Source organism: Nonomuraea pusilla (assembly GCF_900109355.1).
GTDB classification, from domain to species: Bacteria; Actinomycetota; Actinomycetes; order Streptosporangiales; family Streptosporangiaceae; genus Nonomuraea; species Nonomuraea pusilla.
Genome location: NZ_FOBF01000005.1, coordinates 330,387 through 346,731, shown reverse-complemented (window position 1 = coordinate 346,731; position 16,345 = coordinate 330,387). Strand labels below are relative to the sequence as shown.

The window sequence follows — 16,345 nt, the reverse complement described above, 5'->3', positions numbered from 1 at the left end:
GGGTTCGAGGGCGGGCGTCGTCGTGAGGCTGCGCCCCTGTGCGCCGACTGTGCGTCGCCTGTGCGTTACGAGGCGACGGGCTGCTGCGCGCGGTTGTCGCTCGCGGGCTCCTCCGTGGCCGAACGCCGCTTGGAGATCACGATGGCGCTCACCACCACGACCACCGCCACGACCGTGACGACGATCCGCACGGCCGGGTTGCCCGCGTACAGCACCACCGCGGGCGCCACCAGCAGCGCCACCAGGTTCATCACCTTGATCAGCGGGTTGATGGCCGGGCCCGCGGTGTCCTTGAACGGGTCGCCGACCGTGTCGCCGATGACCGTCGCCGCGTGCGACTCCGAGCCCTTGCCTCCGTGGTGGCCGTCCTCGACGAGCTTCTTCGCGTTGTCCCAGGCGCCGCCCGAGTTCGCGAGGAACACCGCCATCAGGGTGCCGCACGCGATGGCGCCCGCGAGGAACGCGCCCAGCGGGGCATACCCGAGGGCGAAGCCCACCGCGATCGGCGTCATGACCGCCAGCAGGCCCGGCGTGGCCAGCTCGCGCAGCGAGTCGCGGGTGCAGATGTCCACGACGCGGCCGTACTCCGGCTTCTCCGTGCCGTTCATGATGCCGGGCTTGTTGCGGAACTGGTCGCGTACCTCGAAGACCACGCGCATCGCGGCGCGGCCCACCGCCATGATCGCCAGGCCGGAGAAGAGGAACACCACCGCCGCGCCGACCACCAGGCCGACCAGCACGTTCGGCTGGTCCACGCTCAGGCTGAACGTGGAGAACGCGCCGAGCGCGCCCTTGATCGACGCGGTGGCCTTGGCCAGCTCCGTCTCCACCGAGGTGCGGAACGCGCCGAACAGCGCCGTCGCCGCGAGCACCGCCGTGGCGATCGCGATGCCCTTGGTGATGGCCTTCGTCGTGTTGCCGACCGCGTCGAGGCTGGTGAGGACCCGCGCGCCCTCGCCCTCGACGTCGCCCGACATCTCCGCGATGCCCTGCGCGTTGTCGGAGACGGGGCCGAAGGTGTCCATCGACACGATGACGCCGACCGTGGTCAGCAGGCCCGTGCCCGCCAGCGCCACCGCGAACAGCGCGACCGTCACGTTGCCGAAGCCCAGCAGGAACGCGCCGTACACCGCGCCCGCGATGATGAGCGCCGAGTAGACCGCCGACTCCAGGCCGACGCTGATGCCCGCCAGGATGACCGTGGCGGGGCCGGTGCGCGAGCTCTCGCCGATCTCCCTCACCGGGCGGCGGTTCGTCTCGGTGAAGTAGCCCGTCAGCAGCTGGATGGCGCTGGCCAGCACCAGGCCGATGAGCACCGCGCCGATCGCGATGAGCCGCGGGTTCGCGTCGGACTGCACCGCCGCGCCCGAAAGGCCGCTGAAGCTCTCCGGCAGGTACAGGAACGCCGCCCCCGCCACCAGCACCGCCGAGATCGCCGCCGAGATGAAGAAGCTGCGGTTGATCGCCGCCATCCCGTTGCGGTCGCCGTCGCGCAGCCGCGTGACGAAGATGCCGATGATCGCCGTCAGCACGCCGATCATCGGGACGATCAGCGGGAAGATCAGCCCCTGCTCGCCGAACGCCACCTTGCCCAGGATGAGGCTGGCGACCAGCATCACCGCGTACGACTCGAACAGGTCGGCCGCCATGCCCGCGCAGTCGCCGACGTTGTCGCCCACGTTGTCGGCGATCGTCGCGGCGTTGCGCGGGTCGTCCTCGGGGATGCCCTGCTCGACCTTGCCCACGAGGTCGGCGCCGACGTCCGCGGCCTTGGTGAAGATGCCGCCGCCGACACGCATGAACATCGCCAGGAGCGCCGCGCCGAAACCGAAGCCCTCCAGGACGTTCGGCGCGTCACCCTGGTAGACGAGCACCACCACGGCCGCGCCCAGGAGCCCGAGACCCACCGTGAACATGCCGGCCACGCCGCCGGTGCGGAACGCGACCCGCATGGCGCGCTTCTCGCCCGACTCCTTCGCGGCCGCCGCGACACGCACGTTGCCGCGTACCGCGAGCCACATGCCCATGAACCCGGTCAGGGCGGAGAACACCGCCCCGATGACGAAGAAGATGGAGCGGCCGATCCGGACGTCGGCCTCGCCCGGTAGCAGGAGCAACAGGAAGGGGATGATGACGACGAAGATCGCCAGGGTGCGGAACTGGCGCGCGAGGTAGGCCGCGGCGCCCTCCTGCACGGCACGGGCGATGTTCTGCATGCGTTCGGTGCCCTGGCCGGCGGACAGCACTTCACGTACCAGACCGCCGGCGACGGCTAGCGCGATGAGTGCGACCGCGGCGACCACGATCACGATGGTGAGATTGTTTCCGCTCAGGGCCAGATTTGACGCTGGCTCCGCTGCCAGCATGTGCCTGATCATCGTTCTCCTCGGCAAGACCGGTCGTCCTGCCCGGGCGGTGCTGCAATACTCGGCGGGCGGGTGCGGCACCATCCGGGTTGTGGGTGCCGCTTCCGGTTGAATCCGCGGTTCCGCCGGATCACCTTGGCCGGTGCCGGGAGTCTACGCAGGCACTGAACGGATATGAAGGCTCTGGACACCGCTATTTGTGCACGCGTCCAGTAATCCCCTGACAGCAGCCCGTTTTGAGTTCTGACACACAGAATTTCCGCGTGTTTACGGCCATGATAACCCTGGGTTCCGGCCCACCCGAAACCTCCGACCACCCGCAACCCAAAGCCCCGCCGGGGGCCGGAAGGCGCTCTCCAAGAGCCCCTAAAAGAATGATCTTTGTTGTGTTTTGATCTCTCGCTGTAGCTCAAGGGAGGAGCACGGGTGTGCAGGCTGAAGCCATGGGAGGTCAGCCATGGACTGCGGGCGGTGGTCGAGCCGCATGACCGGCCGGCCTCGCAGGGCATCCTGTTCGTGCCGCACCCCGGGATGGCCCCGGAGCACCTGCCGCACGAACTGGGCTACGGCTCGGGTATGACGTGCTCACCCCGGCCGCGCCTCCAGCCCCGCCTCCTCCGGCGCCTCCCCCTCGCAGGCCCGATACCTCCCCCGGCAGAGGCCCGTCGGCCCCCCGCGAGCGTCCAAGGTCTCCACGCCCAGTTCCAGGTCCGACCTGGCCGGCGTCGCCTCGATCGTGCCCGCGGCGGCTCATCGGCCAGCGCCAGGACGACCGTGTCACTTGCCGCGAACGCCTCCACCGCGGCCACGTACCGGTCGACCTTGGCGGCCGTGACCGTGTTCAGGCCCTGGGCCTACCAGGGCTCGCCGGTCTCGACCCACAGCCGTTGGTCATCGGGCTGCTCCCCGAACACCTGCCGCCGCGCGCTTTCGCGGTTGGCGGCGGTGGTCAGGAGCCTGCGACGGCACCAACCCCTGCCCAGCGGTCTCTCCCTTCTGCGATGTTCTACCAGGGGATGGAGCCGAGGCGATCGATGAAGATCCCGGTCGGCCCGTCAGACGCGAGCGTCGCGAGCTCGATGATCGGATCACTGCCCTCGGTGACCGTCAGCTCGCCCGTGTGGATGTTCATGTCGGTGGCGGTGAACCTGCCGTTGGCGACCTCTCCGGGGGTCACCGCGTTGAACTTGATGGCCGGCAGCGCCTGGGCGTATCGGACGGTGATCATGTTCAGCGCCGCCTTCGACGAGGTGTAGGCGAGTTCGTACATCTTCGAGACGGCTTGCCTGGGGTCCGTCACGACGGCGACAGACCCCCCGGCGCCGGTGACCATCACCACCCGCGGGTTTTCGGCCGCCTGCAACAGCGGCAGGAACGCGTGCGTGACCCGGACCGGGCCGTACACATTGGTGTCGTAGACGGCGTGGATGTCCTTGGCCGTCGCGTCCGCCGGGTTGACACCGCCGCCCGGCGTGCCGGCGTTGTTGATCAGCACGTCGATCCGGTCGGTGTGCTCCCGGACCAGCCGCACGGCCCCGGCCACCGACTCCTCCGAGGTCACGTCCAACGGGACCATGATGACGTGTGCGCCCTGGGCGGCCAGCTTCTGCGCGGCGGCCCTTCCCCGGCCCTCGTCGCGTGAGCCGAGGAAGACCGTCCAGCCCAGCTCTCCGAGCCTACGTGCCGCCTCGTAGCCCAGGCCTTTGTTCGCTCCAGAGATCAATGCTGAGGTCATGTTCTCTCCTGACGTCGTTGTACTCACGACCATGTGACGGTGCCGACCCGATTCCTGTGACGGACGCGTGGTCCACCCGGGGCAGGGCGGAGCCGACGCAGAGACGGGTGTCCGCTTTGATGCGCGTCATGTCCTGCTCACCAGGTGACCGGGAGTTCGTGAACGCCGTAGATGACGGCGTCGGTCTTGAACGGCAGGTCCTCGGCCGGTGCGGCAAGCCGCAGAGTGGGGATGCGACGGAACAGCGTGTCGAAGACGATCTGCAGTTCCATCCGGGCCAGGTTCTGGCCGAGGCACTGATGCGGGCCGAATCCGAAGGCGAGGTGGTGGCGGGCCCCACGCTCGACATCCAGTTCGCCCGGGTCCTCGAACGCCGCCGGGTCCCAGTTGGCCGACAGCATCGAGACGATGACGCCCTCGCCGGCCTTGATGCTCACCTCGCCGATCTCCACGTCTTCGGTGGCCACCCGGGAGGTGACCCCGTCGGCGATGGTGAAGTAGCGCAGCAGTTCCTCCACGGCCATGGGCGTCCTGCTCGGGTCGGCTTTGACCGCGGCCAGTTGCTTCGGATGGCTGAGCAGCCCGACCACGCCGAGGGAGATCATGTTCGCCGTGGTCTCGTGTCCGGCGGTCAGCAGCAGGAAGGCCAGGCTCACCAGGCCCGCGTGGTCTACGGTGCCCTCCTGGCGTTGCCGGGCGATCTGCCGGCTGAACAGGTCGTCGTCGGGTTCGGACTCCTTGCGGGTGATCAGGTCGTCGATGTAGGCGCGCAGTTCGGTGAAGGCTCGCTGCCGGTCCTCCAGCGAGGTCCGGCGCACCATCATGGCGGTGCGGCTCTGGAAGAAGTCGTGGTCGGTGTAGGGGACGCCGAGCAGTTCGCAGATGACCAGCGAGGGCACCGGCAGGGACAGCGCCTGCACCAGGTCGACCGGCTGCTGGTCGGCGGCGAGCATGTCGTCGATGAAGTGGTCGACGATGTCCTGGATCCGCGGGCGCAGTGCGGCCAGCCGCCTCACGGTGAACTCGCCGATCACCGCGCGACGCGCCGCGGCGTGCTCCGCGCCGTCCATGCCGAGCATCAACGGCGGCTGGCTGCGGAGCTGCTGCAGGGTCGCCGCATCCAGGGTGTAGAGCGGGAAGCCGTCCTTTCGTTTGTCGGAGGAGAAGCGGCTGTCGATGAGGACGGCCCGGGCCTCCTCATGCCCGGACACCCACCACGCCTCGCCGCCGCCTGCCAGCCGGACCTTGTTGATCGGCGCCTGCTCGCGCAGTCGCTCGTAGGCGGCGGGCGGGGTGAACGGGCAGCTCCGCCCGACCGGCAGTTCCAGACCGGCCAGTTCGCCGGTGTCGGCTACGTTCCTCGTCATGAATGACCTCCCAGTATGAGCTCTGGCGGACTTTGTTCTGCTTGTGGCGGCCTCGGGAGCATGATCGACACCGCCGGTTCCGCGTAGGGCGGCAGGCGTCTGTCGCGCACCGTCGCGTCCGTGTCACCCCGAGGCTGTGGGCCGTCTCGTCACCGGTGTTCATCGCGGGGTGATGCGGAGTCTCAGATCCGCTGGGGACGACATCTCCGGATCGCGGACGCGTAGGAGAGGCCTGTGATGCGGCCGTCCTCATGGGGCCCGTGGAGACGGTGGCGGCACGGCGCGCACAGGCCGCTGGCCAGGCACAGCATGGCACCGAGCATGAGCCAGATGACCAGGACGATGACGGAGTGGGTGGCGCCGTGGCCGTCGAAGAACGCGGTGGAGCGCAGCAACTGGCCACCCGCCCCGGGCGGCAGCAGTCGGCCAAGGAGGCCGGACGAGTGGGGTCGAAGTATTTGACAGGGAGCAGGACGACCGCCCTGAGCACCGTCAACCAGGGTGACGGTGGTGTGTCGGCTGCCAGCGGGGCCTGAACGGCCATGTCTACTCCTCGAATACAACGTTTGTGTGATTCACACGGTGACGGGGCAGGCCGGTACGCACGTGTGCCGATGAGTGGATGCCTTCGCTCGGGATGCTCCGCAATGTCGCGATGCCCTGATCAAGGCACGGCGGCTGACGGATCACCTCAGCGTGAGTGGGGTCTCCGATGCGATGCGGGTCAGCTTCCGCGGGTTGCGGACGTAGTAGAGGCCGGCGATGCGGGCGTCCTCGACACGGGCTGCTATGACGCCGTCGATGTCGCCGTCCACGTGCAGGAGGAGTGCCGGGTTGCCGTTGACCACGGTGAGCTCGCCGGCGAGCGCGATCTGGGCCTTGCCAAGGCCGCTGACGATCATGCGGGCCACCTTGCCGGCGCCGATGATCGGCCGCGGAGCGGCCTGCTTGACGCCGCCACCGTCGCTGATCAGGACGACTTCGGGGGCGAGCACGTCGAGCAGGCCCTGCAGGTCCCTGGTCTCGACCGCGCGCTGGAACGAGGCCAGCACTGCCCGGGTCTGACTCGGGGAGACCATCTCGCGCGGGCGGCGGGCATCGACGTGCCGCCGGGCGCGGTGCGCGATCTGGCGCACGGTCGCGGGGGTCTTGCCGACGGCGGCGGCGATCTCGTCGTAGCCGACGTCGAAGACCTCGCGCAGCACGAAGACGGCACGCTCGGTCGGCGACAGCGTCTCCAGGACGAGCATCAGCGCCATCGACACACTCTCGGCGAGCTCGACGTCCTCGGCCACGTCCGGCGCGGTGAGCAGCGGCTCGGGCAACCAGGGGCCGACATACGCCTCCTTGCGGCGCTTCATGGCACGCAGCCGGTCGAGCGAGCGCCGGGTGACGATCCGCACCAGGTAGGCGCGCTGGTCGAGCACCTGCTCCAGGTCGACCTTCATCCACCGCAGCCAGGTCTCCTGCAGGGCGTCTTCGGCGTCGGCCGCCGAGCCGAGCATCTCGTAAGCGACGGTGAACAGCAGATTGCGATGGGCGAGGAATGCCTCGGTCGCCGGGTCCGTTCGGCCGCCACCCGCCGTCGGCTCGGCTGTGCCCGTCGTTGCATCCTCGCGCCCGTTCATTCCTGGCTCCTGCCTGTTCACCCGCTACTCCTGCTCCATGCACAAGGCGCCGGCGCCCGCCGCTGTGTGACACCGGTGAGCGGTGACACACGTCACACGACCGGACTGTCACAAAGTTCGGGGCGTCGACGCCGCATGGTCGCCAGGACGCCACGAGAACGATGCGCGCAGCGCACAACTCCCCCCAGCTGATCGCCTCGGCCCCGTTGCGTGGTGACCGCCGCACAACCGCCAACGCAGGAAGAACGGAAAGACATCATGAGCAAGGTCTGGTTCGTCACTGGTTCGTCTCGCGGCCTGGGCCGCTCCTTCATCGAGGCCGCCCTGTCGCGTGGCGACGAGGTGGCCGCGGCCGCACGGACCGTCGCGGGCCTTGACGAGTTGGTGTCCGCCTACGGCGAGGCGGTGCTTCCGCTTGAGCTGGACGTGACCGACAAGGGCGCCGTCTTCGAGAGTGTGAAGCGGGCCAAGGAGCACTTCGGCCGGCTCGACGTCATCGTGAACAACGCCGGCTACGCCCAGGTCGGCGCGATCGAGGAGCTGACCGAGCGGCAACTGCGCGACCAACTGGAGACCAACCTGTTCGGCGCGGTGTGGGTGATCCAGGCCGCGCTGCCCTACCTGCGCGAGCAGGGTTCGGGGCACGTCATCCAGCTGTCCTCGGCCGCCGGCCTCATCGCCATGCCGCTCAGCGGCGCCTACAGCGCCTCCAAGTGGGCCCTGGAAGCCCTCAACGAATCCCTCGCCCAAGAGATCGCCGACTTCGGCGTCAAGGTGACCGTGATCGAGCCCGGCGGCTTCGCCACCAGGTCCGGCAGGAACCCCGACCCGCTGAACAACGGCCACCTGGCCGAGCCCAACCCGATCTACGACGGCCTTCGCCGGCGCATCGCCGCATTCGCGGGAAAGCAGCCCGCCGGCGACCCGGCCGCCGCGGCCCAGGCGCTCCTCAAGATCGTCGACTCGGACGACCCGCCGCTGCGGGTGCTCTTCGGCCTGGGCTTCTACCCGATGCTCCAGCAGGTGTACGCCGACCGGCTCAAGACCTGGGCCGACTGGCAGGACCTGTCGGCGCAGGCTCACGGCAACCTCGATCAAGAGAACCGGTGACGCACGGCCGAGTCAACTCACCCAGAGCAAGCGAACCGACAGGAGCGACACATGAAGCACCGCATCGTCGTCGTGGGCGCCGGCTATGCCGGAGCCTACGTGGCCGGGAACCTGACCCGCCGGCTGTCCCCGGCGGACACCGAGATCACCGTGGTCAACGCTGAGCCGGACTTCGTTGAGCGATTGCGGCTGCACCAGCTCGCGGCCGGCCACGAGATCGAGGCTCCAAAACTCGCCGACGTCTTCGCCGGCACGGGGATACGGCTGCGCCTGGCCCGGGTCACCGCCGTCGACCCCGAGCGCCAGGTCGTCGCCATCGCTGGCGCCGACGGCGGCGAACTCGGCTACGACACGCTTGTCTACGCACTCGGCAGCCACGTCGCCGACCACGGCGTCCCCGGCGTGGCCGAGCACGCCTTCCACGTCACCGCCCGCCCCGCGGCGCTGCGCCTGCGCGAGCGCCTGGACAGGCTGGTCAGGCGGGGCGGAGGCGGGAGGGTGCTGGTCGTCGGCGACGGGTTGACCGGCATCGAGACCGCCACCGAGTTCGCCGAATCCAGGCCCAGCCTGTCGGTGGCGCTCATCGCCCGCGGCGAGCTCGGCGCCCGGCTCTCCGACGGAGCCCGCAGCCACCTGCGTCAGGCCTGCGACCGGCTGGGCATCACCGTTCTGGAGCACACCAGCGTCGAAGCCGTCGAAGCGACGCGGGTGCTGTGCGCCGACGGCACCGCCCTGGCGTCCGACGCAACCGTGTGGACGGCCGGGTTCTCGGTCAGCCCCATCGCCGCCGCCAGCGGGCTGAAGGTCACCGAGAACGGTCAGATCGTCGTCGACGACACCATGCGGTCGGTCTCGCACCCGAACGTCTACGCCGCCGGCGACAGCGCCCACGCCATCGGCGACAACGGCCGGCCGCTGCCGATGTCCTGCGCGTCGGCCGGCTCCACCGGCCGGCAGGCCACGGACGCGATCGTGGGACGCCTGACCGGCCGCGAGATTGCGAAGAGCAAGCTGGACTACCCTGGCAACCACATCAGCCTCGGACGGCGGGACGGGATCCTGCAGATGGTCGACGACGAAGCGCGAGCGAAGCCGAAGTACGTGGGCGGCCGGAAGGCCGCGCGGATCAAGTCGGGCATCCTCCAGATATCGCTGTGGGGCATCTCGCACCCGACCTTCGGCCTGCCCAAGCGCAAGCGCCGCCTGGCCGCCACGCCGGGTGTGTCGGCCGAGAAGGCGCTCGCGTAAGCGGGGACCGGGCCGTGGTCCGTGGGATGGTTCACAGTTGCCGCCGCGGTTCAGCCAGGCGCGGACCGAGCCGCCGTCATAGATGACCAGACAGTCGGCTTTGCCGTCACCGCTGATGTCGGCGAACTGGACGTTCATGGCCGACCCGAACGCTTGATCGTTGATCGCGTTCAGGAGCGTCATTCCGCGTTTGGGTCCGAAGTGTTTCCGGTTGGGTTCGGCCATCAAAAGCTGGGACGGGGACCACGCAATCTCATGCCGTCGATCGCGGCGGCCAACCCGCCGCCAAGCGCCTGGGCCGGCAGGTGCGGGGTGGCGGCGGTGTAGTTCTTCGCGGCGCGCAGGTAGTTGCGGCCCACATGCCGGACGGCGGCGTTCCAACACTGGCACCCGCGGCGAGGACACCGGCCCGCATCCCAACGCCCTGAGCGCCGCGCTGTGCCACGAACTCCCCCGCCGGGCGCAATGCCGTCACATGCGCACGCCCACCCCTGACAGCCGCACTACAGCCCCGCACAAGCCCGAACAGGCGGGCCCCGGCGACGCGAGACCCGAGCAAACAGGGAAAGCGCCTGGACCAAGAGACGAGTAAATTACTTTTCCCATTCTTACTGAAGCGAAACCCCCTTACCTGAACAACTAAGCCGCGAAATCCCCATTCGGACCGGACGCCTTGCCTTCAACACCCGAGAAACCCTCCGCCGAAGTCCCATAGCAGTTGGACCCCCATTGGCCCGTGTCCCAGCCAGGCAGGCCGCTAGGAGTATGAGCAGCTGGGCATAAGGTTCCAAGCGGCGGCACCAATCAAGCCGAAGACGGCCACACGCGCCAGTCCTCCCACGGACGCGGAACGAGATCGGCAGCGCCCGAGGGCGCACATGGAACAATGCGGACCGGAAAGCCTCAGCCAAGCAAGCACTTGGCCGAGCGAACCGGACATGAGCGCCCTGTCATCCGGCGGTGACCACCACCGCCGAAGCCCAACCCCTCTGGTCAGTATCAGCGAGCGCGACCCACCATTCGAACCGAGCACGAACGCCGGCCCGGCCCACCTCAGGCTCCCTCCGAGACGGCGGCGCCTGCCAGGCGGGCCCGGTACGGGGACCTTTGGGGACGGTGCCGTGGGGCCGCTCCGCTCACCGTCTGGAGCATGGCTGGGGCGGCGTACGGCCATACAACCAACCCAGTAGCGATCACCACTCTGGGCTCCCCTGCTCCACCGGGGTCCGGTACCACCGGCAGGCATCCGGGTGTCCGGACCGAACTGCGCCGCAAGCCTCAGGACCACCCAGCGGGTCGCTCGGGCCAGAATCAGAACAACCACCCTCCGGGATCCGCCCAGCACGCCCGGAGGAGCCGGTTCTGGAGGAGCCGCCTGATGCTAATCAGAAGATTCGGGCTCGAAGGCCTGAGGGCGCCAACCTTGGAAGCCTGCGGGAGCCGGCGTAGAAAGCCTGAGAAGCAGGCTCGGGAGGTGCCCGCACCTTGGAGGTCTGCGGGGGCCAACCTCTGCAGTCTGAGAAGCAGGCTCTTGAAGGGCTGCCGGAGCCAGCCCTGAAGGTCTACCCACCTTGAGGGGCCACGCGGAGCCGGCCCTGGAATTCTGAGAGAGCCGGCCATCCGAGGACTCCAGGAGCCGACCCTGGGGTCTGCCTGGCTTGGAGAGCTGCGGGAGCCGACCTTGGAGTCAGGTGGGATTCCCGATTCCTTGTCACGGGTCGGTCACCGGCCGTCCGGTCTCCCCCCGGGCTGGAACGGTGCCGAACCGCCGCGCTCCGAGGCAGCGCCCCGCCCGAGGTCGTCGGCCCCGCCCGAGGTCGTCGGCCCCGCCCGAGGTCGGAGGCCCCGCATGGGAAGGTCACGAAAGGGACGCGGCCTACCTCTCTCGGCTGACGAACCCGTGCCGCCAGGACCCCGGCCATCGATGGAGCGTTCCAGCCTCGAACCCCGCACCGTACCCACCTCAGCGTCTTCTCTCGGTGGATGCCGCCGCCCCTGGGGGCGGCGGCCGTGCACGCGTGTGGACGGGTGGCGGCGGGTGTTCAGAGAGAGGTCAGACGCCCGTTCGCAGGCCAGCTCATGCGGATGTCCGTCCCCTTGGGGCTGGGGAACACCTCGACGTCGTCGGCCAGGCCGGCGATGACCGCGATCCCGAAGCCCGACATGAACGAATCGGAGAGCATGCCCAGGTCGAACGGCTCGTCCTGGGTGATCTCGTCACTGGGGGCTTGATCGCTGACCGTGACCTCGAACCGTCCGGAATCGTCACGCAGCTCGATGCGGATGGGCTCGCCCGGACAGTGCGCGCGGTGCGCCTCGACTGCCCGGGAGCACGCCTCACCCACGGCGAGCCTGACTTCGTCCAGCAGCGACTCCTCCACACCGGTGCGGCGAGCGATCGCCGTGGCCACCAAGCGGGCGGTCCGCACGTGGGCGGGAAGAGCGCTGAACGTCAGCTCGACGGTAGCCATGCTACTTGTCTTTGCCGTGAGCTTCCTTGGCCTCGTCGACCGAAGCGTAGATCCCGAAGACCTTCGTCAGACCGGTGATCCGGAAGATCTTGAGGATGCGCTCCTGCGTGCAGACGAGCTCCAGGGAGCCGTCGTGCGCGCGAACCCGCTTGAGCCCGCCGACCAGGACGCCCAGGCCGGTGGAGTCGAGGAAGTCGACCTTCTCCATGTTGACGAGAAGACGGAAGTTGCCCTTGTTCACCAGGTCGATGAGGAGCTCACGCAATCTCGGCGCCGTGTAGACGTCGATCTCACCCTCGACCTCCACGATGGTGAGTCCGTCTTCGGTGCGGTGATCCAACTTCAGATCCACAGATCCTCCAGCGCCTCGCCTGCGAAAGTACTCTTGCGGGCCTGGCAATCTGGAGCGTGGCCCCAGATCGTCCGACCCTGACGCGCGGCATTCAACCACGCGTCTGGCTTGTGTCTATACGAAATCACGATTCCCGGCGACTTTGCCCATCGATGCAAGACTGGAAACAGTGACTTCCACGCCATCCTCCCCACAACAGGCAGGTCCACTCCTCCAGCACCTGCTTGGTGTTCCTGCACGTCATGAGCGCGTCACTCATGTGGAGCATGTTCCAGCACGTCAGGCCGGTCAAGCGAGTTGGCCGAACTGGGCCCCCGAGATCTTGGTTACGCGCTTGGCGAACCGGGGTGTCACAGGGCTCTGGCCGCACCAGTACGAGGCCGCCGACCTGGCGTTCCGTGGCCGAAACGTGATCATCTCGACGGGCACGGCGTCGGGCAAGTCGCTGGCCTACCTGACGCCGGCGGTCGCCGCGTGCTTCGACGGCGGCACCGTCCTCTACCTGACCCCGACGAAGGCACTCGCGGCCGACCAGCTCCGCGGGCTGCGCGAGCTGCGCATCACGCAGGTGCGCGCCGCCTGCTTCGACGGTGACACGCCGTTCGAGGAGCGGACCTGGATCCGCCAGCACGCCAATTACGTCCTGACGAATCCGGACATGCTGCACCGCAGCCTCCTGCCGAGGCACTCGCAGTGGTCGTCGTTCTTCCGGCGTCTGCGCATGGTCGTCGTGGACGAGTGCCACGGCTACCGCGGCGTCTTCGGCTCGCACGTCGCCCAGATCCTGCGCCGCCTGCGCCGGGTCTGCTCGCGGTACGGCTCTCGCCCGACCTTCATCCTCGCCTCCGCGACGGCCAGCGAGCCGGGCGTCTTCGCCAAGCGCCTCACCGGGCTCGAGATGGACGAGGTGACCACGGACTCGTCCCCCAAGGGTTCCACCACGATCGCGCTCTGGGAGCCGCCCCTGACCGAGTTGCGGGGCGAGGGCGGGGCTCCCGTGCGCCGGACGGCCACGGCCGAGGCGGCGGACCTCCTGGCGGACCTCGTGCTCGCGAACGTCCGCACGCTCGCGTTCATCCGTTCCCGCCGGGGCGCGGAAACGGTGGCGATGTCCGCCCGCGCCAAGCTCCAGGACGTCGCCTTCTCCCTCTCCGCGCACCACACCGGTTCCCACCGCCACCCCCACATCGGGCACTCCCATGCGCGCCACACCACCTCGTCCCACGGACACCCGGCGCCAGCCGCTCCCACCGAGCGGACTACTGCCCAGGACGACGCCGACCCGTCCATGCCTCATGAACCACGCCCGCCCGCCAGCCTCAACCGGGGCAGCGCCGACGCGAGCACGGGCACGGGCGTGAGCGCGGGCACGGGCGCGAGCGCGGGCACGGGCGCGAGCACGGGCACGGGCACGGGCGTGAGCGCGGGCACGGGCACGGGCGCGAGCGGGGGCACGGGCACGGGCGCGAGCGCGAGCACGGGCACGGGCACGGGCACGGGCGGCGTGAGCAAACCGAAGGCGGACACCGACCTGAGCGCCGCAGTCACCGACCTGAGCGCCGCGGTCACCCGCAGCGCCGCAGCTCACCCGAGCAGTCTCAGCCTGACCCCGGCAGAGAACCTGAGGGACATGGCCGGCCCGCATGCGGCCACCGACATAGATGCTGCCGCGGGCCCCGGCGCCACAGCGGATCTGAGCGGCATGGCCGACCAGGCCACCCCAGCCGCCGTCACTGACCCCGCCGCGCCGATCGGCGGCCTCCGGGACGGGGCCGAGCTGCAGGACGCCGCCGAGCTGCCGGACAAGATCGCCGCATACCGCGCCGGCTACCTGGCCGAGGACCGCCGGCTCCTGGAGAAAGCGCTCCGCTCGGGCACGATCATGGGCCTGGCGACCACGAACGCCCTCGAACTCGGCGTGGACGTCTCCGGCCTCGACGCCGTCCTGATCGCCGGCTGGCCCGGCACCCGCGCCTCGCTCTGGCAGCAGGCCGGCCGGGCGGGCCGGGCAGGGCAGGACGCCCTCGCCGTGCTGATCGCCAGGGACGACCCCCTGGACACCTACATCGTCCACCACCCCGACGCCCTCTTCGGGCAGCCGGTGGAGGCGATCGTCCTCGACCCCGACAACCCGTACGTCCTCGGCCCCCACCTGTGCGCCGCGGCGGCCGAGATCCCCCTGACCGAGGACGACCTGCCCACCTTCGGCGACACCGCCGCCGACGTCCTCGCCGACCTCGTCTCCCAGGGTCTGCTGCGCAGGCGCCCGAACGGCTGGTTCTGGACCAAGCGCGAACGCGCCACCGACCTGGCCGACATCCGCGGCGGAGGCGGCACGCTCATCCAGGTGGTCGAGTCGTCGACCGGCCGCCTGCTCGGCAGCGTGGACGAGCCCTCCGCCCACACCACGGTCCACACCGGAGCCGTCTACCTGCACCAGGGCGAGACGTTCCTCGTGGAGCACCTCGACCTCGACGCAGGCGTGGCCCTCGTGTCCGGTGCCGCCCCTGACTACAGCACGTTCGCCCGCGACATCACCGACATCTCGATCATCTCCGCCCACCGCTCCCACCCCCTCGGACCGGGAACGCTGCATTTCGGCGAGGTCGAGGTGACCCGGCAGGTGGTGTCATACCTCAAGCGACGCATCCAGTCGGGGGAGATGGTCGGCGACGAACCCCTCGACCTGCCGCCGCGTACCCTGCGCACCCGCGCCGTCTGGTGGACGCTGCCGGCCGACGTGGTCGCCCCGCTGGCCGAGCAGGGGTTCGACCTCGGCGGCTCCGCCCACGCGGCCGAGCATGCCGCCATCGGCCTCCTCCCTCTCTTCGCCACCTGCGACCGCTGGGACATCGGCGGCGTCTCCACCGAACTGCACGCCGACACCGGCCAGCTCACCGTCTTCGTGTACGACGGCCACGCGGGTGGAGCCGGGTTCGCCGAACGCGGGTACGCCCGCGCGACGGACTGGCTGACCGCCACCAGGGAAGCGATCGCCTCCTGCGAGTGCGACCGCGGCTGCCCGTCCTGCATCCAGTCCCCGAAGTGCGGCAACGGCAACGACCCGTTGGACAAACGCGGCGCCATCCACCTCCTCGACACCCTCCTCACCTCGCCGTCCACGTCCACCACCTGATCACCTCCCCCATCTGGTGCCCTCCCAGCCCGGTGCCTCCTCCGCCTGATCGCGCCTCCCACCTGGTGCCCTCCCCGTCTGATGCCTCCCCCACCTGATCGCGCCTCCCTCCCGGTGGCCTCCTGCACCTGATCTTCTCTCCCGCCTGATCGCTTCTCCTGCCGGATGGCCTCCTGCGCCTGATGGGCCTCCCGCCTGAGCCCTTCCACCTGATGCTCTTCACCACCCGATGGCCTCTCCCCCCGATGGCCTCTCCCGCCCGAAGGCCTCCCCGCTGATGTGGTCGCCCGCCTGATCGCCCAAGCCGCCCGACGGGAAGGTGATCCAGGCCGGCACCCCCTCGGCGGCTCCGCTTGGCGCTCAGGAGCTCCGCCGCGTATACGGCTCTGGCAGGGTTCACACCTTGAAGGTGACTGCGGTGCCCGGCGGTTACGCCGAGCACTCCGCAATTAAGTAGGCCCTGGTCGTGCCTGTGTTGTGGCTGGTGGCCATCAGGCGTCCCGTTTTCGCTGTCGAATCGAACCGGCGGGAACTGACAAGGGCACCGCGGCCACGACTTTCACCTTCCAAGAAGGACCACTCCGCTGCTTGCGTTGACCTCCAGATAAAGGCGCTCCGTTCCCACCCTGCGAGAATGGGTGAGCCGTTCTGTGCGGAGTGCGAACTGACGGCAGGTGTTCGCGAGCTCACCTTCCATCAAGCCGCCGCTTCTCTCCCTGTGGGGCCTCCCCACATTCTCGGCCTCGTCAGCGGCAAGCCCTGCATGCGAACCGGCTGTCCTCACCGTCGCCGCTGCTCACACCCCGGGTGAACGGCCGGGCTCTGGAGGCTCCAGGGGTGGGCCAGGCGTTCGGCCGGACGTGAGAGCGCCGCGTTGACTCCGCCCGCGCGGCGATCAACTGGCGGCATTCCGTCCTCCCCTTTGGTGAGCG

At 69.4% G+C, this 16,345-nt stretch carries 10 protein-coding genes; 3 read left to right on the top strand and 7 right to left on the bottom strand.

What is annotated here, in order from left to right; genetic code table 11:
* Positions 1–65 precede the first annotated feature (65 nt).
* From BMX74_RS13380 to BMX74_RS13360, 5 genes are all read right to left on the bottom strand, one after another.
* The gene (locus BMX74_RS13380) at positions 66–2,366 is read right to left on the bottom strand and encodes a sodium-translocating pyrophosphatase (RefSeq protein ID WP_091100787.1); all 2,301 of its coding nucleotides are present in this window, start codon (positions 2,364–2,366) and stop codon (positions 66–68) included.
* Positions 2,367–3,372: 1,006 nt separating this feature from the next.
* On the bottom strand, positions 3,373–4,101 hold the full coding sequence (locus BMX74_RS13375; protein ID WP_055504582.1) for an SDR family NAD(P)-dependent oxidoreductase: 729 nt from the start codon (positions 4,099–4,101) through the stop codon (positions 3,373–3,375).
* 137 nt (positions 4,102–4,238) lie between these two features.
* On the bottom strand, positions 4,239–5,468 hold the full coding sequence (locus BMX74_RS13370) for a cytochrome P450 (RefSeq protein ID WP_091100539.1): 1,230 nt from the start codon (positions 5,466–5,468) through the stop codon (positions 4,239–4,241).
* Between the two features lie 182 nt (positions 5,469–5,650).
* Positions 5,651–5,863 carry a hypothetical protein gene (locus tag BMX74_RS44055; RefSeq protein ID WP_177227317.1) on the bottom strand — a complete coding sequence of 71 codons (213 nt, stop codon included), beginning with the start codon at positions 5,861–5,863 and terminating at the stop codon, positions 5,651–5,653.
* A gap of 291 nt (positions 5,864–6,154) precedes the next feature.
* Complete coding sequence (locus BMX74_RS13360; protein WP_091100535.1) at positions 6,155–7,096, bottom strand: RNA polymerase sigma-70 factor; 942 nt, start codon at positions 7,094–7,096, stop codon at positions 6,155–6,157.
* 258 nt (positions 7,097–7,354) lie between these two features.
* Here BMX74_RS13360 and BMX74_RS13355 point away from each other — a divergent pair, with 258 nt between their 5' ends.
* Both BMX74_RS13355 and BMX74_RS13350 read left to right on the top strand, forming a co-directional pair.
* A complete protein-coding gene (locus BMX74_RS13355; RefSeq protein ID WP_091100533.1) occupies positions 7,355–8,206 on the top strand; it encodes an SDR family NAD(P)-dependent oxidoreductase in 852 nt (283 codons plus the stop codon).
* A gap of 51 nt (positions 8,207–8,257) precedes the next feature.
* Positions 8,258–9,454 carry an NAD(P)/FAD-dependent oxidoreductase gene (locus tag BMX74_RS13350; RefSeq protein WP_091100531.1) on the top strand — a complete coding sequence of 399 codons (1,197 nt, stop codon included), beginning with the start codon at positions 8,258–8,260 and terminating at the stop codon, positions 9,452–9,454.
* A gap of 2,042 nt (positions 9,455–11,496) precedes the next feature.
* On the opposite strand, the gene BMX74_RS13345 is transcribed toward BMX74_RS13350, so the two are convergent.
* Together BMX74_RS13345 and BMX74_RS13340 are read right to left on the bottom strand one after the other, a co-directional pair.
* Entirely contained in the window at positions 11,497–11,925 is a 429-nt protein-coding gene (locus BMX74_RS13345) for an ATP-binding protein (protein ID WP_055504576.1), read from the bottom strand.
* 1 nt (position 11,926) lies between these two features.
* Entirely contained in the window at positions 11,927–12,277 is a 351-nt protein-coding gene (locus tag BMX74_RS13340; protein WP_055504575.1) for an STAS domain-containing protein, read from the bottom strand.
* 409 nt (positions 12,278–12,686) lie between these two features.
* On the opposite strand from BMX74_RS13340, the gene BMX74_RS45545 reads away from it, so the two are divergent.
* Complete coding sequence (locus BMX74_RS45545; protein ID WP_256256935.1) at positions 12,687–15,413, top strand: DEAD/DEAH box helicase; 2,727 nt, start codon at positions 12,687–12,689, stop codon at positions 15,411–15,413.
* The last annotated feature ends 932 nt before the right edge of the window (positions 15,414–16,345 follow it).